The sequence below is a fragment of the Marinobacter sp. SS13-12 genome, from assembly GCF_030227115.1.
In the GTDB taxonomy this organism is placed as follows: Bacteria; Pseudomonadota; Gammaproteobacteria; order Pseudomonadales; family Oleiphilaceae; genus Marinobacter.
Genome location: NZ_JASSUA010000001.1, coordinates 2427972 through 2454741, shown reverse-complemented (window position 1 = coordinate 2454741; position 26770 = coordinate 2427972). Strand labels below are relative to the sequence as shown.

27 protein-coding genes are annotated in these 26770 nt (G+C 57.8%); 18 read left to right on the top strand and 9 right to left on the bottom strand.

Annotated elements, in window-relative coordinates; all coding sequences use genetic code 11:
• Positions 1-68: 68 nt before the first annotated feature.
• Positions 69-2339, top strand: a complete 2271-nt coding sequence (locus QPL94_RS11230; RefSeq protein ID WP_502881544.1) for a hybrid sensor histidine kinase/response regulator — start codon at positions 69-71, stop codon at positions 2337-2339.
• On the opposite strand, the gene QPL94_RS11225 is transcribed toward QPL94_RS11230, so the two are convergent.
• Together QPL94_RS11225 and QPL94_RS11220 are read right to left on the bottom strand one after the other, a co-directional pair.
• A complete protein-coding gene (locus QPL94_RS11225; protein WP_285357384.1) occupies positions 2299-2769 on the bottom strand; it encodes a MarR family winged helix-turn-helix transcriptional regulator in 471 nt (156 codons plus the stop codon). The two genes, QPL94_RS11230 and QPL94_RS11225, sit on opposite strands and share 41 nt — an antisense overlap.
• Positions 2770-2772: 3 nt before the next feature.
• Positions 2773-3258, bottom strand: a complete 486-nt coding sequence (locus QPL94_RS11220; RefSeq protein ID WP_137434773.1) for a glutathione peroxidase — start codon at positions 3256-3258, stop codon at positions 2773-2775.
• A gap of 215 nt (positions 3259-3473) precedes the next feature.
• On the opposite strand from QPL94_RS11220, the gene QPL94_RS11215 reads away from it, so the two are divergent.
• The 3 genes from QPL94_RS11215 to htpX all read left to right on the top strand — a co-directional run bounded on the left by QPL94_RS11215 (position 3474) and on the right by htpX (position 6140).
• Complete coding sequence (locus QPL94_RS11215; protein WP_137434774.1) at positions 3474-4688, top strand: pyridoxal phosphate-dependent aminotransferase; 1215 nt, start codon at positions 3474-3476, stop codon at positions 4686-4688.
• Between the two features lie 11 nt (positions 4689-4699).
• On the top strand, positions 4700-5161 hold the full coding sequence (locus QPL94_RS11210) for a hypothetical protein (protein WP_285357381.1): 462 nt from the start codon (positions 4700-4702) through the stop codon (positions 5159-5161).
• Between the two features lie 97 nt (positions 5162-5258).
• Positions 5259-6140 carry a protease HtpX gene (htpX, locus tag QPL94_RS11205; RefSeq protein ID WP_285357379.1) on the top strand — a complete coding sequence of 294 codons (882 nt, stop codon included), beginning with the start codon at positions 5259-5261 and terminating at the stop codon, positions 6138-6140.
• Here the strand turns inward: htpX and pdxB are convergent.
• Genes pdxB through QPL94_RS11190 form a run of 3 tightly spaced genes read right to left on the bottom strand, consistent with a single transcriptional unit; the run spans position 6135 to position 9153 of the window.
• Positions 6135-7289, bottom strand: a complete 1155-nt coding sequence (gene pdxB / locus QPL94_RS11200; RefSeq protein WP_285357377.1) for a 4-phosphoerythronate dehydrogenase PdxB — start codon at positions 7287-7289, stop codon at positions 6135-6137. The genes htpX and pdxB overlap by 6 nt on opposite strands.
• Positions 7290-7308: 19 nt before the next feature.
• Positions 7309-8595 carry a DEAD/DEAH box helicase gene (locus QPL94_RS11195; RefSeq protein ID WP_285357376.1) on the bottom strand — a complete coding sequence of 429 codons (1287 nt, stop codon included), beginning with the start codon at positions 8593-8595 and terminating at the stop codon, positions 7309-7311.
• A gap of 6 nt (positions 8596-8601) precedes the next feature.
• Complete coding sequence (locus QPL94_RS11190) at positions 8602-9153, bottom strand: elongation factor P hydroxylase (protein WP_285357375.1); 552 nt, start codon at positions 9151-9153, stop codon at positions 8602-8604.
• A 178-nt stretch (positions 9154-9331) separates the two neighbouring features.
• Here QPL94_RS11190 and dsbD point away from each other — a divergent pair, with 178 nt between their 5' ends.
• A complete protein-coding gene (dsbD, locus tag QPL94_RS11185; RefSeq protein ID WP_285357374.1) occupies positions 9332-11239 on the top strand; it encodes a protein-disulfide reductase DsbD in 1908 nt (635 codons plus the stop codon).
• Between the two features lie 9 nt (positions 11240-11248).
• Here dsbD and tusA read toward each other — a convergent pair whose 3' ends face one another.
• A complete protein-coding gene (gene tusA / locus QPL94_RS11180; RefSeq protein ID WP_285357373.1) occupies positions 11249-11488 on the bottom strand; it encodes a sulfurtransferase TusA in 240 nt (79 codons plus the stop codon).
• An 87-nt stretch (positions 11489-11575) separates the two neighbouring features.
• Here tusA and QPL94_RS11175 point away from each other — a divergent pair, with 87 nt between their 5' ends.
• On the top strand, positions 11576-11863 hold the full coding sequence (locus QPL94_RS11175) for an antibiotic biosynthesis monooxygenase family protein (RefSeq protein ID WP_137434782.1): 288 nt from the start codon (positions 11576-11578) through the stop codon (positions 11861-11863).
• A 17-nt stretch (positions 11864-11880) separates the two neighbouring features.
• Here the strand turns inward: QPL94_RS11175 and rlmM are convergent, their stop codons facing one another.
• The gene (rlmM, locus tag QPL94_RS11170; protein ID WP_285357372.1) at positions 11881-12957 is read right to left on the bottom strand and encodes a 23S rRNA (cytidine(2498)-2'-O)-methyltransferase RlmM; all 1077 of its coding nucleotides are present in this window, start codon (positions 12955-12957) and stop codon (positions 11881-11883) included.
• Between the two features lie 113 nt (positions 12958-13070).
• Here rlmM and QPL94_RS11165 point away from each other — a divergent pair, with 113 nt between their 5' ends.
• Positions 13071-14933, top strand: a complete 1863-nt coding sequence (locus QPL94_RS11165) for a sensor domain-containing diguanylate cyclase (RefSeq protein WP_285357371.1) — start codon at positions 13071-13073, stop codon at positions 14931-14933.
• On the opposite strand, the gene QPL94_RS11160 is transcribed toward QPL94_RS11165, so the two are convergent.
• Positions 14914-15576, bottom strand: a complete 663-nt coding sequence (locus tag QPL94_RS11160) for an alpha/beta family hydrolase (protein ID WP_285357369.1) — start codon at positions 15574-15576, stop codon at positions 14914-14916. The two genes, QPL94_RS11165 and QPL94_RS11160, sit on opposite strands and share 20 nt — an antisense overlap.
• 223 nt (positions 15577-15799) lie before the next feature.
• Here QPL94_RS11160 and ccoN point away from each other — a divergent pair, with 223 nt between their 5' ends.
• From ccoN to QPL94_RS11115, 9 genes are all read left to right on the top strand, one after another.
• A complete protein-coding gene (ccoN, locus tag QPL94_RS11155) occupies positions 15800-17230 on the top strand; it encodes a cytochrome-c oxidase, cbb3-type subunit I (RefSeq protein ID WP_285357368.1) in 1431 nt (476 codons plus the stop codon).
• Between the two features lie 15 nt (positions 17231-17245).
• Positions 17246-17854 carry a cytochrome-c oxidase, cbb3-type subunit II gene (gene ccoO, locus QPL94_RS11150; RefSeq protein WP_285357366.1) on the top strand — a complete coding sequence of 203 codons (609 nt, stop codon included), beginning with the start codon at positions 17246-17248 and terminating at the stop codon, positions 17852-17854.
• 5 nt (positions 17855-17859) lie between these two features.
• Positions 17860-18045 carry a cbb3-type cytochrome oxidase subunit 3 gene (locus tag QPL94_RS11145; protein ID WP_285357364.1) on the top strand — a complete coding sequence of 62 codons (186 nt, stop codon included), beginning with the start codon at positions 17860-17862 and terminating at the stop codon, positions 18043-18045.
• On the top strand, positions 18042-18932 hold the full coding sequence (gene ccoP / locus QPL94_RS11140; RefSeq protein ID WP_285357363.1) for a cytochrome-c oxidase, cbb3-type subunit III: 891 nt from the start codon (positions 18042-18044) through the stop codon (positions 18930-18932). Before QPL94_RS11145 ends, ccoP begins: the two co-directional genes overlap by 4 nt.
• A gap of 132 nt (positions 18933-19064) precedes the next feature.
• Complete coding sequence (ccoG, locus tag QPL94_RS11135) at positions 19065-20498, top strand: cytochrome c oxidase accessory protein CcoG (protein WP_285357362.1); 1434 nt, start codon at positions 19065-19067, stop codon at positions 20496-20498.
• Positions 20499-20540: 42 nt separating this feature from the next.
• Complete coding sequence (locus tag QPL94_RS11130) at positions 20541-21056, top strand: FixH family protein (protein ID WP_285357361.1); 516 nt, start codon at positions 20541-20543, stop codon at positions 21054-21056.
• Positions 21053-23500 carry a heavy metal translocating P-type ATPase gene (locus QPL94_RS11125; RefSeq protein ID WP_285357360.1) on the top strand — a complete coding sequence of 816 codons (2448 nt, stop codon included), beginning with the start codon at positions 21053-21055 and terminating at the stop codon, positions 23498-23500. Before QPL94_RS11130 ends, QPL94_RS11125 begins: the two co-directional genes overlap by 4 nt.
• Before the next feature lie 54 nt (positions 23501-23554).
• Entirely contained in the window at positions 23555-23746 is a 192-nt protein-coding gene (ccoS, locus tag QPL94_RS11120) for a cbb3-type cytochrome oxidase assembly protein CcoS (protein ID WP_285357909.1), read from the top strand.
• Positions 23746-24432 carry a sulfite exporter TauE/SafE family protein gene (locus QPL94_RS11115; RefSeq protein WP_285357359.1) on the top strand — a complete coding sequence of 229 codons (687 nt, stop codon included), beginning with the start codon at positions 23746-23748 and terminating at the stop codon, positions 24430-24432. Before ccoS ends, QPL94_RS11115 begins: the two co-directional genes overlap by 1 nt.
• On the opposite strand, the gene ttcA is transcribed toward QPL94_RS11115, so the two are convergent.
• Positions 24433-25344, bottom strand: coding sequence for a tRNA 2-thiocytidine(32) synthetase TtcA (gene ttcA / locus QPL94_RS11110; RefSeq protein ID WP_285357357.1), 912 nt, complete (start codon positions 25342-25344; stop codon positions 24433-24435).
• A gap of 80 nt (positions 25345-25424) precedes the next feature.
• On the opposite strand from ttcA, the gene QPL94_RS11105 reads away from it, so the two are divergent.
• Positions 25425-26093: a TetR/AcrR family transcriptional regulator gene (locus QPL94_RS11105; protein ID WP_285357355.1), complete on the top strand. Its 669-nt coding sequence runs from the start codon at positions 25425-25427 to the stop codon at positions 26091-26093.
• Positions 26090-26752 carry a DNA-J related domain-containing protein gene (locus tag QPL94_RS11100; RefSeq protein ID WP_285357353.1) on the top strand — a complete coding sequence of 221 codons (663 nt, stop codon included), beginning with the start codon at positions 26090-26092 and terminating at the stop codon, positions 26750-26752. The genes QPL94_RS11105 and QPL94_RS11100 overlap by 4 nt, the downstream gene beginning before the upstream one ends.
• Positions 26753-26770: the final 18 nt, after the last annotated feature.

Sequence of the window (26770 nt, the reverse complement as noted above, 5' to 3'; positions counted from 1 at the left end):
ACGCTGTGACAACTCCATTCAAAAAACGGCTTTCCTACCGCCTCACCCGGGACACCGTTTTGATAGCAATGGTGTTGGGTCTGATACTCAACGTTGTTCAGGTCACCCTTGATTATTTCAGTGCCCGGGATTCCATGGAGCAGGAAATCCGGGCACTGATCGAAATAAGCCACAGCCCGGCCTCCCAGATTGCCTATAACATCGACATCCGGCTGGCAGAGGAGTTGCTGGATGGCCTGCTCCGTCACCCTGCCACCATTGACGCCCGCATCATCGATAACAACGATCAGACCATGGCCGCTGCCAGCCAGAGCAGTCCGGATTCCCGCTACCGCTGGATCAGTGATCTGCTGTTCGGCGACAGCCGTGTCTTCAGTCAGGAACTGATGGTACCTCAACTGAGCGATCTCTCCCTTGGGTACCTGACGGTCACCATTGACACCTATCATTACGGCCTGCTGTTCCTGCAGAGGGCTGGCTACACCCTGGTCAGCGGATTGCTCAAAAGCCTGGTGCTGACAGCCGCTCTGCTCGCCATTTTCTATTTTGTCCTGACCCGCCCCATGCTCAATGTGATAGGCGCCCTGAGCCGGGTGCGCGCTGAATCTCCGGAAAAAGTCCGGCTGCCGGTGCCCCCCAATCACCGTGAAGACGAAATCGGTCAGATGGTGGGGATCATCAATCTGCACCTGGAAACCATGGACGCCAGTCTCGGGCAGTTGCGAACTGCAGAAAGCGCCATAAAGAATTACTCCACGCAGCTGGAACAGGAGGTGGAGGACCGCACCCGGGAGATCTCTGAAAAGAACGAAGCCCTCCAGCGAGGTAATCGCGCGCTGGTACGAGCCAAGGAAGATGCGGTCCGCCGGGCCCGCTCCCGGGCCAACTTCCTGGCCAGCATGAGCCACGAAATCCGGACACCGCTCAATGGGGTTCTGGGGATGCTTGGCCTGGCGCTGGAAGGTGACCTGGAACCAGCTCAGCGGAACCGCCTGGAGATAGCACTCAACGCCGGGCAAAGCCTGCTTGGACTGCTGAACGATATCCTCGACATTTCCAAGGTCGAGGCCGGCAAGCTCAGCCTTGAGAACATTCCTTTCAGTGTCCGCAATCTCATTGAGGAATGCGCAACGCTGCACTCTCAACAGGCCCGCCGCAAGAACATCGATGTGGTGACCGATATTGAGTGCGATCTGCCCGAAACTTTCCTCGGTGACCCGACCCGCACCCGGCAGGTTCTCAATAACCTGTTAAGCAACGCCATCAAGTTTACCGATCAGGGCAGCGTTCGAATTCGTGCAACCCGCTTCAACGGTAATCTCCGGATTGATGTGATTGATACCGGTATCGGCATGTCCAAGGAAGGGTTGCACCGGATCTTTTCACCCTTTTCCCAGGCTGACGCCGATACCACCAGGCTGTATGGCGGGACCGGGCTGGGCCTGACCCTGTGCCGGCAGTTGGTGGAACGCATGCACGGCCAGATTCTGGTGGATTCCGAAGAGCGCCGGGGTACACACTTTACGGTGAACCTGCCCCTGCCGGTTCACGACCAGGGTGGATCCGGGATAACGCCGGCGGACATACCGACCATTGTCAGAACCTCAGGTGTGGATATGGCCATCCCCCATGAACATCCGCACCGACTGCCCATTGAAAGCCAGCTCAGAGCCTGGAGCATTCCCGTGCGTGATGCAGCCCGCAGCGGCGGCGGTATCCTGATGGTGGCGGCAGACAAAGAAAACAGTTCCGGCCAGCAAATGGCGGCCCAATGGTCAGGTGCCGGCGTTATTCTGGTGGACAGAAACGGCACCGCGGTGGCTGACGGCAATCAACAGATCCTGTCCATGCCCCTGAGGCGGGATCAGCTGTTCCGTACACTTTGCGCCGCAGCCGGACTGAAGCCAGCAAAGAAAGGCCATGAAAAGGATGAAGAGAAAGGAGCAGGCGCCAGAAGATCGCTGAACCTGTTGCTGGTTGAGGACAACCAGGTCAACCAGGTGGTTGCCAGCAGCATGCTGCGAAAACTGGGCCACAAGGTCACTCTGGCGGAAAATGGCAAGCGTGCGCTGGAGGCACTGAAATCAGGGAAGTTCGATGTTGTGCTGATGGACTGCCAGATGCCGGTGATGGATGGCTACGAGGCCACGCGCGCGATACGGGAGAATCCCGCCTGGCGGGACTTGCCGGTCATTGCCGTGACCGCCAATGTCATGCAGGGAGACCGGGACGATTGCCTGGAATGCGGCATGAACGATTACATCACCAAACCCTACAACCCGGCCGACCTTAAATCGGTTATCGATCGCTGGGCTCCCCCTGAGCCTCAAGAAGGCTGAGCACCGAACGCAGCTCCTCTCGGAGTGCCACGATGCGCTCCTGGTCTATCCCGGTACCACACAGCAGCCGGCCTGGAATATCCCTGGCCCGCTGGCGCATGGCAATGCCTTTCTCGGTAGGCGCTACGGTAACCACCCGCTCATCGGAGGTGTCCCGCAGACGGGTCACCAGATCCCGCTCAGCCAGGCGCTTGAGCAACGGCGTCAGGGTGCCGGAATCAAGGCGTAACCGCTTTCCCAGATCTGACACCCTGACGGTTGTTCCTTCCTGGCCGGCCTCCCACAATACCAACATGACAAGATATTGGGGATAGGTCAGATTGAGCTCGGCCAGCAATGGGCGATAGCGGGCAGTAACAGCCCGGTTGGCGGCATAAAGCGCAAAACAGAGCTGGTTGTCCAGGGCCAGCATATCGTCTTCAGATGCCATGACTTACAGCAACTTCTCAATGTCGTTACGAATGGCGGACGGCTTCGTTGTTGGCGGGTATCGACCCACAACCTCGCCCTCACGGTTAACAAGAAACTTGGTAAAGTTCCATTTCACCGCTTCTGATCCCAACAGACCCTTGGCGTTGTGCTTGAGGTACTCGAACAGGGGGTGAGCGTTCGGCCCGTTGACCTCAATCTTGGCAAACATGGGAAAATCCACGCCATAATTCACAGAGCAGAACTCGCTGATGGCCTTGTCGTCTGCCGGGTCCTGATTCCGGAACTGGTTGCAGGGAAAACCCAGCACCTCAAGCCCCTTTTCCTTCAGGTCCGCATACAGGGATTGCAGCCCTTCGAACTGAGGGGTGAAACCGCACTTGCTGGCCGTATTCACGATCAGCAGTACCTTGCCGCGGAACTCGTCAAGGGAATGTTCTTCTCCACGAATGTCTGTCGCGGTGAAGTCGTAGACGCTTTGGCTGCTCATGATTCTGCTCCTTTGTATTTGCCCCTATTATATTGTGCACAACTGGTTTTACAACCGAATCCCGATCGATAACTCGTCCAGTTCATGGAAACTGTGAGCTTTGGGCGTTAAATCTCCGCTTCTGTGCCACAATTCATCACAATTGGCCTGTTGTCGCCAGCCTTTGCTCCGCTAGAATACAGACTTGTGTCTTTTACTGAGGAATTACCGGGCTTATGCAGAACTATCTCAAATCCGCCAAGCTGGATAACGTGTGTTACGAGATACGTGGCGTGGTTCTGCGCGAGGCCCGTCGTCTTGAAGAAGAGGGCCATCGGGTTCTCAAACTGAATATCGGCAACCCTGCGGCCTTTGAGCTGGATGTTCCCGAGGAAATTCAGCAGGACGTGATCTACAACATGCACCTGGCCCAGGGTTATGTGGAATCCAAGGGCCTGTTCTCTGCCCGCAAGGCGGTAATGCACTACTGCCAGCAACGGGGCATCGACAAGGTGGATATCGACGATATCTTCCTCGGCAATGGCGTCAGCGAGATGATCGTGATGTCCATGCAGGCCATGCTCAACACCGGCGACGAAGTACTGATCCCGGCCCCGGACTACCCCCTGTGGACCGCCGCCGTGACCCTGTCCAGTGGCAAGCCGGTGCACTACCGTTGCGACGAGCAACAGGACTGGTTCCCGGACATCGACGATATCCGCAAGAAAATCACCCGTCGAACCCGTGCCATCGTGCTGATCAACCCCAACAACCCGACCGGTGCCGTTTATTCCCGCGAATTGCTGGAACAAGTGGTGGAACTGGCCCGACAGCACAACCTGATCGTGCTGTCGGACGAAATCTACGACAAGATCCTCTACGATGGTACCGAGCATATTCCTACCGCGTCACTGGCGGACGACGTGCTGTTTTTTACCTATAACGGGCTGTCCAAGAATTACCGCGCTGCCGGCTATCGCTCCGGCTGGATGATTATCAGTGGCGCCAAGCATCGCGCACGGGACCTGATCGAGGGCATCGAAATGCTCTCCAACATGCGCCTGTGTGCCAATGTACCGGCCCAGCTTGCCATCCAGACTGCCCTGGGCGGCTACCAGTCCATTGACGATCTGGTGGCACCGGGCGGCCGCCTGTTCGAGCAGCGGGAGACGGCATGGAACCTGCTCAATGATATCCCCGGGGTCAGTTGCGTGAAGCCCAAAGGCGCACTCTATCTGTTCCCCAGGCTGGATCCGAAGCGCTTCCCCATCGTCAATGACGAAAAGCTGGTGCTGGACCTGCTGCTGCAGGAGCGCATCCTGCTGGTCCAGGGCTCGGCCTTCAATATCGACGACAAACAGCACTTACGCGTGGTGTTCCTGCCCCGGGAGGACACGCTGGAGGACGCCATGAAGCGTCTGGCACACTTCCTGTCTTCCTATCAGCTGTAACAGGGGGCTTTATGGCGGATATTCATATTGAAGAATTCTACAAGGACGCCGCAATCGCCCTGGTTCAACTCTACAACGCCTTCCCCCGCCGGGTGAACCTGTTCGTGGAAGACATTGCCGGCCCCGACGAGCCGGATGAATTCGGGCTGCACAGCAAGCGGCATATGGCGTGTTTCGGCACCCTTCTGTGGCTGGCTGAAGAAAATCTGCTGCGTTTCGTGGACACCATCCGCCAGGAAGCCCTGGATCAGGCCGTGCTCACCCAGGAGGCGTTCGTTCGCCTGAGCTCACCAGCCAGTCCGGATCTGCAGGAGGAAGCCGCTGCCGAAAGCAGCCGGGACCTGCCACCGGCGATCCGTGAGGACTTCTCCACCCACATTCACATGCTCCGCACCGCCCTTCGAAGTGGCAGCTCCGCCAAAATCAGCCGCGTGATGCAGGCTGCGTTCTTTCGCGACAGAGCCGATCATTAAATCGGTGTAAGCCTGTTGAACATGGCGACACAAGCCACATATAAGCTTGCAGGTACAAGCCGCTGTCTGCGGCTGACGATTCAACAGGGAATTCAAGATGCGTATTCTGCTTTTTCTTGCTACCAACCTGGCGGTCATTCTGGTTGCCAGCTTCACCCTCAGACTGCTGGGCGTCGACAGCTACCTCGCCCAGAACGGAATCCAGTACGGCTCGTTGCTGGCCTTCGCGGCCGTTTTTGGCTTTGCCGGCGCGATAGTCTCGCTGCTGATTTCCAAGCCCATGGCCAAGTGGAGCACCAAGGCCAAAGTGATCGAATCACCCAGAACCCCGGCTGAACGCTGGCTGGTGGATACAGTACGGGAACTGGCCAAAAATGCCGGCATCGGCATGCCGGAAGTGGCCATCTTCCCCGCATCCCAGTCCAACGCCTTTGCGACGGGGTGGAACAAGAACAACTCTCTGGTGGCGGTCAGTGAGGGCCTGCTACACCGCTTCAACAAGGATGAGATCCGGGCGGTGCTGGGCCATGAAATCGGCCACGTTGCCAACGGGGACATGGTCACGCTCGCCCTGATTCAGGGCGTGGTCAACACCTTCGTGATTTTCGCATCCCGCGTGATCGGGTCTTTTGTGGACCGTGTGGTTTTCAAGAACGAGAGCGGCCACGGTATCGGCTTTTTCGTGGTAAGCATTGCGGCGGAGATCGTGCTGGGCATCCTTGCCAGTACTATCGTGTTCTGGTTCTCCCGCCGCCGGGAATACCGGGCCGACATTGCGGGCGCCCAACTGGCAGGCCGTGGCGCCATGATCAATGCCCTGGCCCGGCTCAAACAGGAGAGTGAAGTGCCGGACCAGATGCCCGAAAGCCTGCAGGCGTTTGGCATCAACCGGGGTGCACGGGCGGGACTCAGCGCCCTGTTCATGACCCACCCGCCCCTTGAGAGACGGATCGAGGCTCTGCAAACAGCGCAGCTATAGCTTCAGCTTGAAGCCAAGGGCGCGGAAAGTATCCTGCATGGACTTGCTGGTGCCCTTGAGCTGAATCTTGACACTGGAAAACTCCCGCCGCACCGGATAATCCCGGCGCAGCCGGTCAAATGCAGGCCCCCGCTCTTCGGCGGGAAGCGACATGGCCAGGCGCATCCGGGCGTCGTCCTGACGGGGGTCGTAGCAGGATCTTATGGCGATATTCGCCGAATTCATTTCCTGCGCCGCACTGGTGAACGACAGCTTGGCCAATGCCGGTTCCGGCAAAAATTGCCCCGCCTTCTTGCGGGCAGGCAGGCCCATGTAACGACTCAGGGCCTGGTACACCATTTCACTGCCCTGCACCTTGCCCTCCAGGCTATAACCCGCAATATGGGGCGTGGCAATCCAGACCTTCTCCAACAGCTCGGCGTGTATGCGCGGCTCCTGCTCCCATACATCCAGCACGACCGTGGGGGCATTGGGCTCATCCAGGCGCGCCAGCAAGGCAGAGGTATCGATGACCTCTCCACGGCTGGTATTAATCAGCAGCTGGTGTTCTTTCAAGGCGGACAATCGATCCTGTCCGAACAGGTGCAGGGTGGCGTGGTCTCCCTCCCGGATCAGTGGTGTATGCAGCGTGACTACGTCGCAGGCCATCGCCTCTTCCAGGCTGACAAAAGCCTGACCGTCGTCGCCTTCCCGTTCGGCGCGTGGCGGGTCGCAACACACAACATCGAAATCCAGACGCTCCAGCTTGTGGGCCAGCTCTCCACCTACGTTACCGGCACCAATAATACCGACACTGAGCTTTGACCAGTCAGCCACACCGCGCCTTTCGGCGTGCAGCGAGATTACCGACAGCACATACTCAACCACACTGTTGGCGTTGCAACCGGGTGCTGCTGAAAACGCAATGCCACTGGATGCCAGCCATTGCTGATCCACGTGGTCAGTACCAATGGTACAGGTACCGACGAAGCGAACACGACTGCCTTCCAGTAACGCCTGATTGACCCGGGTAACCGAACGTACCAGCAGGATATCCGCGTTCTGCACGTCCGTTACCGACATGGTGCGGCCGGACACGCGGTGTATCTCGCCGATGTCGCCGAAGAAGGAATCCAGCAAAGGTATGTTTTCGTCCGCTACTATCCGCATGATGTTACTTCCCGGCCCTTTAGTTCCTGCGTTGGCGCTGGTTGCCGCCGCGACCGCCCTGGCTGCGGCTGCCCTGGGGGCGACGGCCACCGCGTTTGCGGGTGATCGGCGGTTTGACGAGCGCGGTCATCAGCTCTTCATCAGGAACAGCTGTGGTCAGCTTCTGGCTGATATAGGACTCGATAGCCGGTAATGAAAAGGCGTCATCCTCACTGGCGAAGCTGACAGAAACGCCGTGCTTTCCAGCACGACCGGTACGCCCGATACGGTGGACGTAATCCTCGGCATTATCGGGAAGATTATAGTTGAAAACGTGGGTCACACCGTCAACGTGAATACCACGCCCTGCCACATCAGTGGCCACCAGCACCTGAATACTGCCTTCCTTGAACTGTTCCAGGGTCTTGAGACGTTTGTTCTGGGCAATTTCACCGGACATGAGCGCCACCTTGACGCCCTGGTTCCTCAAGTCCTCATCCAGATCACGGCATTGGTCACGGCGATTGGCAAACACCAGGGCCTTCTCAACCTCCGGGCGCTGGAGGTAGTTCACCAGTACCGGCAGTTTCTCGTCTTCACCCACCAGATAGACGGTCTGCTTCACCCGTTCGGCGGTTTTCTGTTCCGGCTCGATTTCCACGAACTCAGCGTTGCGGGTCCACATGGAGGCCAGGTTAAGCACATCCTGATTAAAGGTGGCACTGAACAGCAACGTCTGGCGCTCTTCTTTCGGGGTACATTTGCGGATAATGCGCTTCACATCCGGAATGAACCCCATATCCAGCATCCGGTCTGCTTCATCCAGGATGAGGATGTCCAGCTGGTCCAGAAACACGTCCTGTGAGCCCAGGAAATCGATCAGACGCCCCGGCGTGGCCACCAGGATATCGACAATCTCGTTCTGCAACTGGTCACGCTGCTTGTCGTAGTTCATTCCGCCTACCACGGTGACCACGTTGTGCCCGGTGTAACCGCACAGCTGCTCGGCATCCTTGGCAATCTGCATCGCCAGTTCCCGCGTGGGCGCCAGGGCCAGCACTCTGGGTTCCGACGCAAATCGGTCCGTTTCCGGAATCGGTGTTTCCAGCATGCTCTGAATAGCAGTAATCAGAAAGGCTGCGGTTTTGCCAGTGCCAGTCTGCGCCTGGCCGATCAGGTCCTGGCAGGCCAATGTGAACGGGAGGGTTTCTGCCTGGATCGGCGTACAATGCTCAAAGCCGATATCGGTAATGGCATCGAGTACTCTCTGGTCCAGGTTCAGATCTTTGAAAAGTGTTTTGCCGGCTTCGGGTGCGTCAGATGTCATATTGCTTCAATTTACCTCGGTGTCTGTAACGGAACATTCGGGCATCAGTCGCCTGGTCTCTTTGTTCCAGACTTCGTTAAATCCAGCCTCGGTTCCATAAAATAGTCTGAGCGTCTGAAAAAACTGGCCGGCGCGAGCCGGCAAGCCATGCTCCAGGTAGTCATTGGCCTGCGCCGTCACATTCCTGCGAAAGGCGTCTTCATCCCATGCTCCGGTACCGGATAGATTGTCGACGCTGATGTGAAAACGCGCGCCTGCTGCAACAGAAAACAGCCGTTCCAGGGCCTGGGGTTTTATTTCCGCCTTTTCAAAAGCCCGCTGCTGTTTCGCACTGCGGCCATCAGGGCAATACCAATAACCGAAATCCCGGAGTCTGCGCCGGTACTCGCCAGCAATACACCAGTGACTGATTTCATGCAGTGCACTGGCATAATAGCCGTGAGCAAAGATAATCTGTGCGAAGCCATCAGGCTCCGTCGCCGGCAGATACTCGGGTTCATCGCCGCCCCTGACCAGAACAGTCCGGTACTCATCCCGGAACAGGTCATTAAACAGCATGATAAGATCGTCTGGATCATGTCTCATGGGACGGGTATTGTGCGACTTTAGACCGTTCAATACCAGAGGGAACTTTTGCCTGGTAACTGTGTCCATTGCAACCTGAAGCCGCGCCGTCTCAACCCCTCCGGATTCGGCGCGGGAGAAACCCGGATCCACCAACGGTACTCTATTGACTATGACCGGCAGCACCACAACCTCATGCAGTAGTGCCCCTTCCAGGGCTTTGAGCAGCGTATGCCTGTTTCTGGCATTGTCTTTTCTCTCAACACTGGCTGCCGGTGCCGGCAACTCCCTGTTCGGCAACAACAACGGCTTTCTCCCCGTAGATGAGGCACTGCCATTCAGCTTTACCGCGGACAACGGCGCTGTCCTGCTGTCCTGGGACATCGCACCTGATCACTACCTGTACCAGGAACGTATCAGCATCAGCAGCGATACCGAGGGTGTCGCACTGGGTGAACCGGAATTTTCCTATACCGGTACCGACACCGAGGATGAGTTCTTCGGCAAGGTCACCGTCTTCTATGAGCCCGTCGCGGCCCGGGTTCCGGTAACCCTTCCCGACGGCGTGCGCGAGGCGGAACTGCAGGTGACCTATCAGGGCTGCGCCAACGCCGGGCTCTGTTATCCCCCCCAGACCCGGGACGTGCTCTACTACGCCAGCGCCAGTGACAACCCGGATGCCACACCAGCCAGCAGTTCAGGGGGCTCCGCTTCCTCCGGCAATGCTCAGCAGCCGCCTGAAGACACGTCCACTGCAACAGGTCTGGCGGGCTTTCTCGCCAACCAGTCCACTCTGGTGATTGCCGGCCTGTTTCTGCTCCTGGGATTAGGACTGACGTTCACGCCCTGTGTACTACCCATGGTGCCGATCATTTCGTCGCTGGTGTCATCCCGCAACACCAGCACAACCGGCCACGCGCTGCTGCTTTCCTCCAGCTATGTACTTGGCATGGCCCTCACCTATGCTGCGGCAGGGGTCGTGACCGGGTTACTCGGCGCCAGTTTCAACCTGCAGGCCCAGCTGCAGTCCCCCTGGGTGTTAAGCGTTTTTGCAGCGCTGTTCGTGGTATTTGCGCTGTCCATGTTCAACCTCTTTGAAATCCAGCTGCCCCGGTTTATCCGCGAACCACTGGACAACGCCAGCCACCGCCTCACAGGAACGCGCGTAGCCAGTATTTTCGGGATCGGCGCCCTGTCGGCGCTGATTGTTTCGCCCTGTGTTTCCGCACCATTAGCCGGAAGCCTGCTGTACATCAGCACCACCCAGGACGCAATGATCGGTGGTGTTGCCCTGTTCGCCCTGGGCCTGGGGATGGGCCTCCCGCTGATCCTCGTGGCCGTTGGGGGTCGTAAATTTCTCCCCACCACCGGTCCCTGGATGAACGTTGTCAAAGCATTCTACGGCGTCATGTTGCTGGCGGTCGCCATTTGGCTGGTCGAACGAATGGTACCCGGATGGGTGGCACTGACCTTGTGGGGATTGCTGGTGGCCATTACGGGCGTGCAGTTGGGGGCTTTTGACGCCGCCAAAGCTGGCTGGGAACGTACCCGCAAGGGGATGGGGCTGGTTATGTTTGCCTATGGCATAGCACTGCTTGCCGGTGCGGTGTCCGGAGCCAATGATCCACTCAAACCCCTGGCAGCATTCACTGCATCAAACCAGCCCATGGCCGGAATCTCCCCGGCGGGCGCTGCGGCCAGCCATGCGGAGTTTATCCGGCTGGAATCACCGGCGGACATTCGTAACGAGCTCCAACTGGCCAGCCGGAATGGCACCCCTGTGATGCTCGATTTTTACGCCGACTGGTGCATCTCCTGCAAGGTTATGGAACGCAATGTTTTCAGTGACGCTGCCGTTATCCAGGCGCTGGCCCCCTACAAGCTCCTGCAACTGGACATGACTGATAACACGCCGGAGCAACAGGCCCTTTTGGACGAGCTGGGCCTGTTCGGACCGCCGGCTATCCTGTTCTATCACGACACCGGTGCGGAAATGGAATCAGCGCGGGTACTGGGCGAGATGGACCGTGACCAGTTTCTTGGCCATCTCGATGCACTCGGGATTTCCGGCGAATCCTGACAGATTTAATCAGCTGCCGCGGCGGATAAAGAACACGAATTCTTTTTCATCTTCGCCGCTGTATACCAGTTCATGGTCAAGAAACTGACAGAATCGCGGAATGTCCCGGGTTGTGGAGGGATCCGTTGCCACTACCTTCAACACGGCACCGGGGCTGATCTCGACAATCCGGTTGTGTAACATCATGACCGGTTCGGGGCAAAACAGCCCCCGGGCATCCAGTTCTGAGTCATAATCAGGGTGTCCCAACGTCTGTCCTCCTGAAATTCCACCTGAAATTTGAAAAATACGTGCTAAATTATTGTTTATAGTTGTCAAAACAATACGAGGTAAACAATGATCCGGGTACTGATTGAACGCCATATTGCCGAATCGCTTGAAGCCGCTTACGAGGAGAGATCCCGCAAGGTTCTTCAGAACGCCGTAAGCGCACCAGGCTTTGTGTCCGGTGAAACCCTCGTGGATACCCACGATTCGAACCATCGATTTACCCTTGCCAACTGGCGCTCGGAAGCCGACTGGCAACGCTGGTTCCAGTCCGAAGAACGCCGGGAGCTGATGGCTGAGCTGATCCCGATGATGGACCGGGAGGAAATCATCACGGTACTGCAACACAGTAACTGATACCGGAGTAATGGCCTTCAGCCCAGTCGCTCTACAAAGCAGGTAATCTCCTCACGGTCATGATAGAGGTGGCGAGCCCTGATACGGAAGTTCATTTCGGTCCGGGCTAGCCCCTGCTCCAGAATATCCCGGCAAATCAACCACTCGTCGTACCGTTTTTTCATTGGCAGCTTCAGGTTGAACACCGTGTAGCGACACAGTTTCTGATTCAGCCAGTCCACTGCCAGTGCCGCGGTACGCCGAGGATGATCGACGATATCGCAGACCATCCAGTCCACCCCTCTCCTGGGCCGCCACTGATAGCCATCAGCCTCAATATGTTGGACGTGGCCGGAAGCCATCAGGTCGCCATTCATTGGCCCGTTATCAACCGCGGTTACCATCATACCCTGCCTGACCAGTTGCCATGTCCAGCCACCGGGAGCCGCACCCAGATCCACCGCCTGTTTTCCGCCGCCCAGGTAGTCCAGCTCCACCTCCGGGGGCAGAAACACCTTCCAGGCTTCTTCCAGCTTCAGTGCCGAGCGGCTGGGCGCCGAGGCCGGCAAACGCAAACGTGGAATCCCGCTGACAAAGCGGGCTCGGTTACCCGCCACACTGACACCGGCAATAACCCGGTCAAAGCCAAGCAGCAGCAACTCCAGACGGGCCGGCGAGTCCGCTCTGGGGTCAGGCTGCAATAAGCCCGCTCCTCGCAGGCCCTTCGAAAGCGGCGATACCCATTTGCGGGCAAAATTGCCAAGATCCGGGTCGCTGTTGTTTTCAGGCAAACGGATTTCCACCCGCGCACAGGGCGGAATTTCAGCATCCGTCGACTTCAGACCCTCAATAACGGCGCCCACACGGTCCGCAGGCGGCAACGCCACCTCCGCCAGAATAACAAACCAGTCCCTGACAAATACCAGCGAGTGGATGGACAACCGGGCCATCAGAGTATCCGCCAGGGCCGGACCGGGGAGGTTGAAAATAACGAAGCCCCGGGAATTTCCGGGCTCGAAGTAGCCGTAGACACCCTGTGCTGCAGCTGCATCTGTAATCTCCCGGCCTGCTTCTGTTTCGAAGCCTGGCCGACAGAAGGCAATCAGTTGTTCCATCCGTCACCTGAACCGGGTTCCCATCGGGAACCCTTAAATTTGAAACTGTTTAACATCCACACGGCTCGCAATTGACTACACTATCCAGCTTTCCGTTGGCAGGAATACCTTGAATGCTGCTGTACCTGCGTTATTTCATCCCGATTGTTGCGATGTTACTTACCACAGGTTTGGCTATCGCAGCCCCTCCGGCACAGACTGAACAGTGCCCGACACTGGATGCCAACAACCCTGAGCAGCGAGCGTCGCTGATGGACCATGTGTGCTTCCTCAGCGCCCCGCCCGGGGAACCTGCCCATCAGGCCAATACACCGGAAGCACTGTCGGCTGACACCCACTGGAAAGCGGCCAACGGCCACGACCTGGTGTTCAGTCACACTGACGCGGTTTACTGGGTCCGCCTCAACGTGCGCAATTCCGGCGATACCGGACAACTCTGGTACCTCAAACTCAACTATCCGCTGCTCGATGAAGTCACCTTCTGGCAGACAGGCAACGACGGCACAACAGCCATAGCCACCGGAGACCAGTATCCGTTCATGTCGCGGGGCATAGATTACCGGTATTTCCTGCTCCCCGTCACGCTTGGTGCCAATGAATCCAGGACCATCACTATCCGCATTCGCAGCAGTGGCGCGCTGAATGTTCCCCTGTCCCTGGAAACCCCGGAGGCAACCATTGCCCAAAGCAATCACCTGACCCTGGTTCACGGTCTGTTCTATGGCGCGCTGCTTGTATTTGCGGCGTTCAACCTGCTGCTGTTCTTCAGTTCAGGCACGGCCTACTACTTCTACAACGCCTTTTATATGGCGTCACTGGGGCTTTTCCTGTTTGCCATGGGGGGCTTTGCCAATCAATACTTCTGGCCAGACAGCACAGGCTTTGCCAACACCTCTATTCCGATGCTGATGTCTGTCAGCTCCCTGGCCATGACCCTGTTCGGCCGTTCGTTCCTTGAAATCCTGCCTGGCTCAAGGTCGGACCAGGTGTTCCGGGGCCTCGCGCTGACCAGCCTCGGCCTGTTTGTGATGGCATTTATCCTGCCCTATAACAAGTCCATCGTGCTGAGCACAACTGTCGCCCTGATCATTATTGCCAGCCTGTTCCTGATCGGGCTCGTTCGCTGGCGCCAGGGATATCTGCCGGCCAAGTGGTACGTGATGGCCTGGTCCGGAATGCTGGCGGGCGCTCTCATATACTCGCTTGCTGCGTTTGGCTACCTGGCTGACTTCCTGGCACGGGAGATTTTCATGCAGGTGGCCGTAGGCGCCCAGGTGATCCTGCTGAACTATGCCATGGTTCAACGCTGGCGGCTGTTAAACCAGAAACTGCTCGACGTGGAGCAGAACGCCCGCACCAATCTGGAGCTCAAGGTACATGAGCGCACCGCCCAACTACGCAACACCATGAGGGAACTGGAGCGGGCCAACCGACAGCTGGCCACACTCAGCCTCAATGACGCACTGACCGGACTCCACAACCGTCGCCATCTCGACAACCTGTTGCCTGAGTTATGCGCTGAGTCCCGTCGGAGCGGCCAGCCACTGACCATTGCGCTGCTCGACGCTGATCATTTCAAGGCGGTCAACGATGACTGGGGACACGATTTCGGCGACCAGTGCCTGCAGCACATCGCCGACATACTGAGGCGACACGTCAAACGGCCAAGGGATGTGGCGATCCGCTTCGGCGGCGAGGAGTTCGCAATATTGTTGCCGGGTACCGGCGCCGACGGTGCACGCCGACTCTGTGAGCAGATCCTGGAAGACCTGGCCAGTTCTCGAATGGTTACCACTGATGGTGCGTACGTTTCCCTGACCATGAGTGCGGGTACTGCAACCCTGGTCCCGGGAGAGGACGAAAGAGAGCTCTTCCGGCGAGCTGACGAAGCGCTCTACAGAGCAAAGGCTGCAGGCAGGAACCGGACTGAGCAGTCAGAGGCGGCGCCCTCCTGGTCTACTCCCCACGGTGAATAAAACCTGCTGCCATCCTTGCGGCCTGCCGGATCATCTCTTCATGTGTCTCCGGTTGCCGCGCCAGCGGCCGGTAATCATGGTCACCGCCTTCCAGCCACGAAAGGCAAAGGTTCTCTGATGAGTCCAGGCCTTGTGCCTCTACCTCGTGTTTTCGGCCGAACGGGTCACGGGTGCCCTGAATAATTTGAAGCGGGCGCCGCAGGTCCTGAAAATGAGAGGTCCGCCAACGATCCGGCTTGCCCGGCGGATGAAACGGGTATCCGAAACAGACCGCACCACAAACCTCAGGCTCCAGTTCCGCCTGCGCGATCAGTTGACTGGCCATTCTGCCGCCCATGGACTTACCACCAATAAAGAGTCGGCTGTCTTCCACAGGTTCCGCCACAAGGGCGGCAATTGCCTCGTGAAAATGGTCCAACAGCACCGGTTGCCGGTCCGGCGGGCGTTTCTGCCCATCCTGCCGGCGTTTTTCCATGTACGGGAACTCAAAACGCAGCGTTGCTATCCCCTCCGCGGAAAGCGCTGAAGCCAGCCGGTCCATAAAGTCTGAATCGGCCGGCGCGCCGGCCCCATGGGCCAGTACCAGCCGGGGCCCGGGGAGTCCGCCCCGGGCTTCGGACTTGTAAAAAGTTACGGGATTCACTAAACCTCCATAAGGAGCGGGGATTGATGACGCAGGCGACCGCACACCGGGTCGGTTTCCACTCCGCTCCTGTGCAATCGTAAATACTCTAAGATATTCGCCATGTTACTGATTTAGACGCATTTGACAGAGCTGGCGAGTTGATCTGTGTCATTGCAAACAGCTAATGCTTTCTCCATACTTGCGCCCGCATCTTTCCCACTCTGAACCCATTGGTAAGGCTATGAGCACAGTAAATCCAAACCTGACATACAACTACAAGGTGGTAAGGCAGTTTGCCATCATGACAGTGGTATGGGGGATTGTCGGTATGGCCCTCGGCGTGCTGATTGCAGCACAACTGGTCTGGCCCGCCCTCAACCTCGACCTGCCCTGGACCCATTTCGGCCGATTACGGCCGTTGCATACCAATGCCGTAATCTTCGGCTTTGGCGGAAGCGCACTGTTCGCGACAGCCTACTACGTGGTGCAGCGCACCTGCCAGGCCCGTCTGTTTTCAGACGCACTGGCCGCGTTTACCTTCTGGGGCTGGCAGGCCATTATCGTGGCGGCCGCTATTACACTGCCAATGGGGTTGACCACTTCCAAGGAATACGCCGAGCTCGAGTGGCCCATCGACATCGCCATCACCCTGGTATGGGTAGCCTACGCACTGGTGTTCTTCGGTACCGTCATGAAGCGCAGCACGCCGCACATCTACGTGGCGAACTGGTTCTATGGCGCCTTCATCATCACCGTTGCCGTACTGCACATCGGCAACAGCATGGCGCTGCCAGCGACGGCCTTCAAGTCATACTCCGCGTATGCCGGGGTCACGGACGCCATGATGCAGTGGTGGTACGGACACAACGCCGTTGGTTTCTTCCTGACCGCTGGCTTCCTGGGCATGATGTACTATTTTGTGCCCAAACAGGCCAACCGTCCGGTCTACTCCTACCGCCTGTCGATTGTGCACTTCTGGGCACTGATCGCCACTTATGTATGGGCCGGTGGCCACCACCTGCATTACTCAGCACTGCCGGACTGGGCACAGACTGCAGGCATGGTAATGTCCCTGATTCTGCTGGCCCCCTCATGGGGCGGCATGATCAACGGTATGATGACCCTGTCAGGCGCCTGGCACAAACTGCGCACCGACCCGATCCTGCGGTTCCTCGTGGTATCCCTGTCGTTCTACGGCATGTCTACTTTTGAAGGCCCGATGATGTCTATCAAGACGGTGAACGCCCTGTCCCACAACACCGACTGGACCATTGGCCATGTTCACTCCGGCGCCCTTGGCTGGGTTGCCATGATCAGTATTGGTGCCGTCTATCACCTGATCCCCAAGCTGTGGGGCGTCCAGGCCATGTACAGCACCGCCATGATCAACGTGCACTTCTGGCTGGCAACGGTCGGCACCGTGCTTTATATCGTCGCCATGTGGGTCAACGGCATCATGCAGGGCCTGATGTGGCGCGCTGTCAACGAGGACGGCACGCTGACCTACAGTTTTGTTGAAGCACTCGAAGCGTCCTACCCGGGTTACTTTGTACGGTTCCTTGGCGGCGTGATTTTCCTGGCCGGTATGCTGGTAATGGCATACAACGTCTACATGACCGTGCGTCAGAAAGATGCGGTTGCTCAGGACAACACAGCAGCGCAAGCGGCGTAACGGGAGACAGTACTGATGAAGCACGAAATTATTGAAAAGAACATCGGGATAATGATCGTATTGATTATCCTGACCATCAGTGGCGGTTTCCTTGCCGAAGTGGTTCCGCTGTTTTTCATAGATGAAACCAACGAACCGGTAGAAGGCCTGGAACCGCTGTCTGCGCTGGAACTGGAAGGCCGGGATATCTATATCCGCGAAGGCTGCCACGTTTGCCATACCCAGCAGATCCGTCCATTCCGCGCCGAAACCGAGCGCTACGGCCACTACTCCGTTGCGGGCGAATTCGTCTACGACCGTCCGTTCCTGTGGGGCTCCAAACGTACCGGTCCTGACCTTGCCCGCGTAGGTGGACGTTACTCTGACGCCTGGCAGCGCCAGCACCTGTACGATCCACGTAGCGTGGTCCCGGAATCCAACATGCCGGCCTTCCCCTGGCTGTTCGAGGATCGCGTCGACCACACCGACACTGAGGCCAAGCTGAGAACACTTCAGACCCTCGGTGTGCCATATACGGATGAGCAGGTTGCAGCGGCCGCTGAAGACGTGAAGGGCAAATTTGAAATCGAAGCTCTGGTCGCGTACCTGCAACAGCTCGGTACCGTCATTTCAGAGAAACGGTGATTCCCATGGATCTTAACGAGTTACGCGGCATTCAAACACTGATCATCATGGCCATGTTCTTCGGCATCATCTGGTGGGCCTATAGCTCTCACCGGAAGAAAGCCAACGAAGAAGCCGCCCACCTTCCCTTCGATGATGATGAAGTGGAAAAGCGTACTCTTGAACAGGAAAAAACGGAGAAAAAACAATGAGTACCTTCTGGAGCATCTGGATCAGCGTGATCGTGCTCGGTACCGTGTTCGGTTGCTGGTGGCTTCTGCTTGCCACCCGCAAAAGCCAGACCACTGATACTGAAACCGACAAGACTGTGGGCCACTCCTTCGATGGCATCGAGGAATATGACAACCCGCTACCGAAGTGGTGGTTCTACCTGTTTATTGCCACCTGTATCTTTTCCCTGGGCTATCTGGCCCTGTATCCGGGCCTTGGCAACTTCCAGGGTCTTCTGGGCTGGTCCTCCACCGGCCAGTGGGAAACCGAGATGCAGGAGGCTGACGAACGCTACGGGGAGCTCTACGCAAAGTTCGGTGACACACCAGTGCCGGAGCTGGCAGAAAACGACGATGCCATGAAAATGGGCCAGCGACTGTTTGCCAATAACTGCGCCACCTGTCATGGCTCGGCTGGCCGGGGTTCTCTCGGCTTCCCTAACCTGACCGACGACGACTGGCTGTACGGGGGAGACCCTGACTCGATCCTGACCACGCTTCACGAGGGTCGTAACGGCAACATGCCGGCCATGGGCACCATGCCGAACATGACCAATGCCCAGGTCGACCAGGTTGTTAACTATGTGCTGAGCTTCAGCGGCCGGGAAAAGGACGCGGAAGCGGCAAAGAAAGGCGAAGAGGTCTATGCCCAGGCCTGCGTGGCCTGCCATGGTCCGGACGGCAAGGGCAACCAGGCTCTTGGTGCTCCGAACCTGACGGACAACAGCTGGCTCTACGGTTCCACCTATGACTGGATCAGGGAAACCGTTGTTAACGGCCGGCAGAACCAGATGCCCGCCCAGGGCGACCGGCTTTCTGACGACCAGATCCAGATTCTGGCTGCGTACGTCTACAGCCTGTCCAACTGAGTATCCGGCCGGGGCCAGGGCCCCGGCACGGTCTGCTCAACCCTGTGTCTGCCCGCGCGGGCACAGGCTTGAGAAGATCCCCTGCCCCACAGTCCGCTGTGATATGGGCACCACATCATCGGGAGGTTAACGATGAGCAGTGAGATTCCGGTCAAGCAGGTTGACCCATCCTCTGACGCCTCCGAGAACAAAAACAAAAATTCCGGAACTGTAGAGCTTTACGCCAGCCGCAAGAAGATCTACGTAAAAGAGGTCAAGGGCTTCTTTCAGCGTATCCGCAATGTCAGCCTGACGGCTTTGATGGGCATGTATTTTCTGTTCGTCTGGATAACCGTGGATGGCCAGCCGCTGATTCATTTTGATCTTCCGGCACGTGAATTTCACCTTTATGGTGCCACCTTCTATCCCCAGGATTTCATCCTTCTGTCCGGAATGCTCATTATCTGTGCCTTTGGCCTTTTCTTCATCACCACTCTGTTCGGCAGGGTCTGGTGCGGATATACCTGCCCGCAGACGGTCTGGACCTTTATCTTCATGTGGGTCGAGGAGCGTATTGAGGGCGGCCGCAACAAGCGCATCAAACTGGACAAGGCACCCCGTTCCGCCGAGAAAATCGCCAAGAAATCGGCGAAGCATTCCGCATGGCTGTTGATCGCACTCGCTACCGGCCTCACGTTTGTCGGTTACTTCTACCCCATTCGTGAACTGATCACGGACCTGTTTACCCTCCAGGCCAATGGCTGGGCCTACTTCTGGGTGGGCTTCTTTACCGTGGCCACCTACCTGAACGCCGGCTGGATGCGTGAGCAGGTGTGCCTGTACATGTGCCCTTACGCCCGTTTTCAGTCCGTCATGTTCGACCCCAACACCCGAGTGGTGTCCTATGACCCCAATCGGGGAGAGCCCCGGGGTAGCCGCAAGAAAGGGGTGGATCCCGCAGAGCTGGGCCTGGGTGACTGCATTGACTGCGGGCAGTGTGTCCAGGTCTGCCCCACTGGCATCGACATCCGCGACGGTCTGCAATACGAGTGTATTGGCTGCGCCCTGTGCATCGACGCCTGTGACGAGGTCATGGACAAGATGAATTATCCACGCGGCCTTATCCGCTATACCACGGAAAACGAGTTGGAGGGCAAGACCTCCAAACTCCTGCGGCCGCGAACCTTTGGTTACGGGCTGGTACTGCTGGCAATGATGGCCGCGATCGCATTTACGATTGCCACCAGGGTTCCGGCACAGCTGGATGTTCTCAGGGATCGCGGCGCCCTCTTCAACTACAACGGCGAGGGCCGAATCGAGAACACATACACGCTGAAAATTGCCAACATGTCGGAAGTACCACAAACCTTTACTATCTCGGTTTCGGGCATGGAGGGTATCCGCATACTGACCGAGGACACAGTCACCGTAGAGAGCAGCGAGAACCGTTCTTTGCCAACAGTTGTGGATGTGGCGCCAGAGGTCATTACGGAAAGCAACAATGACATTGTGTTTACGCTTGAATCACAATCCGATAAAAGCCTCGTTCTTGAAACCGAAAGTCGATTTGTCGGTCCTAATCGCTGATCCCGGAGTCGTCATTCGGGAATAGCACTGAGAGACAGAACTATGAATGAAGATCTGGATATAAAGCCCTGGTACCGTCAGCCGTGGCTCTGGTTCCTGCTTATGTTTCCGGGAGCTGCAATAGCCTGGTGTACCTTCATGCTCACGGTGGCAATCACCACACAGAACTCCATGGTGACCGATGATTATTCGAAGCAAGGCCGCGGTTACAATATGCAGATTGCCCGGGATCAAACGGCGAAAAACCTGGGTCTGAGGGCCGAAATGGCCTTTACCGAACGACAAATCACCTTGTCCGTTGATAGCAGTGACGGCAGTGCTGATTATCCGTACCTGATTCTCAACCTTTTCCACCCAACCCTCTCCGAACGTGACCGTACCGTCCAGTTCCGCGCCGTAGGCGAAGGACAGTACACAGCGAAGCTGAACCAGCCCATTGAGGGCCGCTGGTACTTCGATTTACGGGGTCCGGATAATGACTGGCGACTGAAAGGCGAGTCCAACCTGCCATCAGAGCGTCCACTGACCCTCGGTGTGGGCACTGAAGACCGCGGGTGAACCCCTTGAACTGCTATCACTGCGGGGAGCCGGCGCCCGGCCAACCCGCCATTACACTCGAGCTTGACGGCGAGCTACGTCACTTTTGCTGCCAGGGCTGCAAAGCCGTTTGCGAGACGATCCGGGCAGAGGGTCTCGATGGTTTCTATCAATTCCGTACCGAGCCGGCTGTCACCCCGAAAGAGCTGACAGATGCTGAGCTCAACCGGATACGGGAACTGGACCATCCACTGGTACAGAAATCCTTCGTCTCACCGGTCAAGTCGGGCCAGGAAGCCACCTTGCTGATCAGCGACATCACTTGCGCTGCGTGCATATGGTTGCTTGAGAACCATATGGCAAAGCAGCCGGGGGTGATGTCTTTCTCCGTCAATCACAGCACCCAGCGGGCCCGCCTGGTATGGAACCCGGAACAGGCCAGGCTCAGCGACCTCCTGGTTGCCATCCACGAACTGGGTTACCGTGCCCGCCCCTACCAGGCCGATGAGGCCGAACGAGCGCTGAAAGCCGAACACCGGTCCGCCTTGATTCGCCTGGCGGTTGCCGGCATCGGGTCCTTCCAGACCATGATGCTGGCCTTCCCACTGTACTTCGAACTGGTCAGTGAGCTGTCTCCGGAATTTGTCAGTTTCTTCCGCTGGTTCAGTCTTCTGGTGGCCACCCCCGTGGTGCTTTACAGTGCCCGCCCCTTCTTTACCAACGCGGTAAGAGATCTTCGCAGCCGCCACCTGACCATGGATGTGCCGGTGGCGACCGCCATCGGCCTGGCCTATGTTGCCAGCATCTGGGTTACCGTGTTCGGTGGCGAGGAGGTCTATTTCGAATCCGTGTGCATGTTCACCTTTTTCCTCCAGCTTGGCCGGTATATCGAGATGCAGGCACGTTACCGGGCAGGATTGACCGGCAACGCACTCGCGGGGTTCCAGCCCATGGTGGCCAGCCGTGTCAGGGGGAATGACAGCGAGATTGTCTCAAGCCATGACCTGGCTACGGGTGACCTTATCAGGGTCCGTCCCGGGGAAACCCTGCCGGCCGATGGCGTGATTGTCAGTGGCCATTCCACCCTGAACGAAGCCGCCCTGACCGGGGAATACCTGCCGGAAACCCGGAACCCCGGCGATGAGGTACATGCGGGCAGTGTGAATGGCGAAAATCCGCTGGAGGTGGAAGTCCGCCGTGCCGGTGCCCAGACCCGGCTGTCTGGCATCCTTCGCATTCTTGACCGGGTTCAGGCGGAAAAACCGCCAGTGGCCTTGATGGCTGACCGCATCGCCGGTGTGTTCGTCAGTCGCGTACTGGTTCTGGCACCGGTGATCTGGATTGGCTGGTGGCTTGCCGGTGCGGACAATGCCTTTGATATCACCCTTTCAGTGCTGGTGGTCACCTGCCCCTGCGCCCTTTCCCTGGCAACACCGACGGCCATTACTTCGGCAACCATGCGCCTGCGCAAACTTGGCCTGCTACCCACCCGCGGTCATACCCTCGAATCACTGAACACCATCGATACGGTGATTTTCGACAAAACCGGCACGCTCACTCGCGGCGAGCTCAGTCTTGTAGACACCCGCGCGTTCGGCCCCCTCAGCCAGGAACAATGTCTTGAAACGGCTGCGAGCCTTGAGAAACACTCGGAACACCCGATAGCCAGGGTTTTCCACAATTTCCATGGCAACTCCGCCAGGAACGTGCAAAACCATCTCGGGGGAGGCCTCTGTGGCGAACTGGCGGGACAATGCTTTTACATCGGCCACCGGGATTTCGTTGAGGCCAGTATCGGTCAGCCACCACCAGCAAGCGACGATCAACAGGGCATGGAAATCTGGCTGGCAAACGACAGCCAATGGTTGGCCCGTTTCACCCTGGATGACGAACCCCGGCCAGAGGCGAGAGAAGCGGTGCAGATGCTGCAACAGGCCGGCCTGCGAACGATTCTGCTCAGCGGAGATCGTTCTGGCCACGTAGCTCAGATTGCAAAAAGGTTAGGCATCGATGAAGCCATTGGCCAGGCGTCCCCCGAGGACAAACTTCAGGTGCTGGAAGCGCTACGGGATCAGGGCCGGCACATCATGATGGTGGGCGACGGCCTCAACGATCTGCCTTCAATGGCCGGCGCAGGCGTTTCAGTGGCCATGGGCAGCGCCGCTGACCTGACGCAGCTCAAAGCGGACGCCGTTCTGCTCAACGGCCAACTGACCCAGCTGCCCGAAGCGCTTAAAACAGCCCGGCGTACCCGCCGTATCATTCGCCAGAACATGGCCTGGGCACTTGGCTACAACCTGTGTGCCCTCCCCCTGGCGGCGGCCGGACTGGTACCCCCCTGGCTGGCTGCAATCGGCATGTCCCTCAGTTCGCTGGTCGTGGTACTCAATGCCATGAGGCTGGGCAGAGCACCCGAAAGGGCTGAGTCACCCACACCGGCAGTTGGCGCCGAGGCGACGTCCTGATACCGTGAACGAGAAATCCCCCACAATGCTTGAGGTAGCGCCGTGAAAATCGTAATGATCCTGGTTCCGGTCATGCTGGTCCTCGTAGCCCTTGGCATTGTCCTGTTTTCCTGGGCCGTGAAGAACGGTCAGTATGATGATCTGGACGGGCCGGCGCATCGCATCCTCTATGATGACGACAACGACAAGATTCCGGACGACGCAAAGCAGCCCGGGAAGCAATCCGGAGAAGACCAGACCTCCTGATGGGTGAAGAACTTTACCTGAGTTATTCCAGTGCCTTCCTGATCGGACTGCTGGGCAGCACGCATTGCCTGAGTATGTGTGGCGGAATCAGCGCGTCTCTCTCCATGGCCCTGCCCGTCGGCAAGGGGTTCCGCCTTCGCCAGACCTTCCTGCTGTTGGCCTTCAACGGTGGCCGTATTGGCAGCTATACACTGATTGCGGCGTTGATTGCCCTGCTCAGCACCAGTGCGGCTGGCTACTGGACGCAATTGGGGCCGGTTCTGCGAACTCTCGCGGGCATACTGCTTATTCTGATGGGGCTTTCCATGGGGCAGTGGTGGCAGGGTATCCGCTATGTGGAACGCGTCGGCGCGCCGATCTGGAAACGCCTCTCTCCACTTACCAGACATGTGCTGCCGGTACACCACGTTCGGCAGGCATTGGCGCTGGGAGCGCTCTGGGGCTGGTTACCGTGCGGTCTGGTTTACAGTACGCTGGGGTGGGCAGCCTTGCAGCCAACCGTGGGCAGTGCCGCTGCCACCATGATGTTTTTTGGCCTGGGCACCCTGCCCTCCATGCTGGCAACCGGGTACGCGGCCACCTGGATTCGCAAACTTCGGGAACAGAGGCATTTCCGGCAGTTTGCCGGGTTGCTGCTGATTGGCTTCGGGGTCTGGACGCTGCCGATCACCGCGATGATGCATTAGTCAGATATTGAGCACGTCCAGGCGCCCGAAATCCGGGGCTTCCGGCTCAACGGTCCCGACCGCCTGACCACCGTCCGGGCGCCGGGAACCCTCACGAAAATCGTAAAGAGCGGTATCGGCAAGGTGGGATGGCTCCACATTGCACATGGCGCGGAACATGGTCTCCAGCCGTCCCGGGTGCTGCTTGTCCCAGGTCTGGAACATATCCTTGATCACCTGTCGTTGCAGGTTCTCCTGAGAGCCACAGAGGTTACACGGGATGATCGGGAACTCCCGCAGTCTGGCGTACCGGGCTATGTCTTTCTCACGGCTGTAGGCCAGTGGCCGGATAACTGTATTGCGGCCGTCATCACTGTGCAGCACCGGTGGCATGGACTTGAGCTTGCCGCCGTAGAACATATTCAGGAACAGGGTTTCCAGCAGATCATCCCGGTGGTGACCCAGCGCAATCTTTGTCACACCGTGTTCTTCCGCAAAATTATAAAGAATTCCGCGACGTAGACGGGAACAAAGTCCGCAGGTGGTCTTCCCTTCCGGCACTTTTTCCTTAACAATACTGTAAGTGTCTTTCTCGATGATGTGATACTCGATACCGAGTGCCGACAGATACTCCGGGAGCACTTCCTCCGGGAACCCCGGTTGTTTCTGGTCCAGGTTCACGGCGATCAGTTCAAAGCGCACCGGTGCGCTTTTCTGCAGGTTCAGCAGAATATCGAGCATGGCGTAAGAGTCCTTGCCGCCCGACAGGCAGCACATGACTTTATCGCCGGCTTCAATCATCGAGAAATCAGCAATTGCCTGCCCCATTTCGCGGCGCAGGCGCTTCTGCAGCTTATTGAATTCCAGTTTTTGCCTGCGCTCTGCTTCAGAGGTCAGGACAGCTTCGGAGTTGGCAGTGATTGCTTCGGACATAGATAAACGTCGTTCATAGGGTCAGTGAGCGTCGGATTATACGCGTGCAAATGTTCCAGGGACAGGATACAGACATGGATATGTCAGAGACAAAAAAGGAAACCCCCGGCAAGCGGGAATTCAACCGTATTCGTAACCGCAAGGCCATACTGGGTGCGGCCCGGGAGTGCTTCCGGGAACGTGGCTATGACAATTCCACCATCCGCGATATCGTACGCCGCACCGGTCTGGCTGCCGGAACCTTCTACAATTATTTTTCCAGCAAGCAGGACATCTTCGCGGCCCTGTTGACGGATTTTCTTGCCCGGCTCAATCATAATCTTACCGAAAGCAGGCAGGCTGCCGGGTCGGCAGATGAATTCATTTACTCTGCCTATTTTGCACTGTTCAAAGCCACCGCCAGCGACCCCCTGGTGTATGAGCTCGCCCACCACAACGACCGTGCGATCCGGGAGCTGTTCGGCTCAGACATTCTCGGGCTCACGATGGTTTCACTTGAGGAAGACGTCAAAGGCGCAGTCGAGCAGGGCCTGCTTCCGGACCTTGACCAGGAATACCTGTGCGCAGCCTTTTTCGGTGTCGGCTACGAACTCAGCCTGCGTCTTGCCCATCGTGCCCACAGCAATCCCGACGAGGCTGAGGCCGAGGCCAGAAAGGCCACCCGGTTTGCCACCAACCTGTTTCTCAACGGGCTGCGACTCGACCCCCTCTTCCGTAATGGCGCCCCGTCACATACCATGACGGAATGACTCAACCTGACACGGCAGCACATACCACCCAAACGCCCCGTTCCGACGCACAGGACGACAAACTGAATTTCCAGATTCAGCATCTGTTGGTTGCCACCGAACACATACTCCGGCAGAACCCTGCCGGAATGAATGAGCTCGGGCTCATCAAGACACTGCAGAGGGCGCCCTGGGAGTTGATCGGCACCGTAAATTTCGCGGAGCCGGATAAACTCTATCCGGTGCATTTTCTGCTCTTCCACGTACTTTACCGTCTCCGTGACCAGCTTGCCCCTGGCGGGGAGACGCTGAGCATTTCGCCCCTGGTAATCCGGCTCCGGCCGAGCACCATTGTGGCCGGCACGGGGTTGCCCGACCAGGCGGACGAGCTGAGGCATTTCTACCTGGATCTGTCCAAATACGAGATGCCCGAAGAATCCATAAACCGGATGATGGACGACTTCTGGGCCGGACGCAGCGGGTATCGGCCGGAACTTGCAGAAACCCGGGATGCTGCAGCCACCCTTGGCTTTGATAGCATTCCGACAGGCTTTGACGAGGTGAAACAAAGGTTTCGCAGGGCGGTGATGCATGCCCATCCGGACCGCGGCGGTGAAACCGAAGCCATTCAACACCTCAACCAGGCTTTTTCTGTGTTGAAGGCCCATTTCAGGACCTGACGTTTGCGACTACCCGGA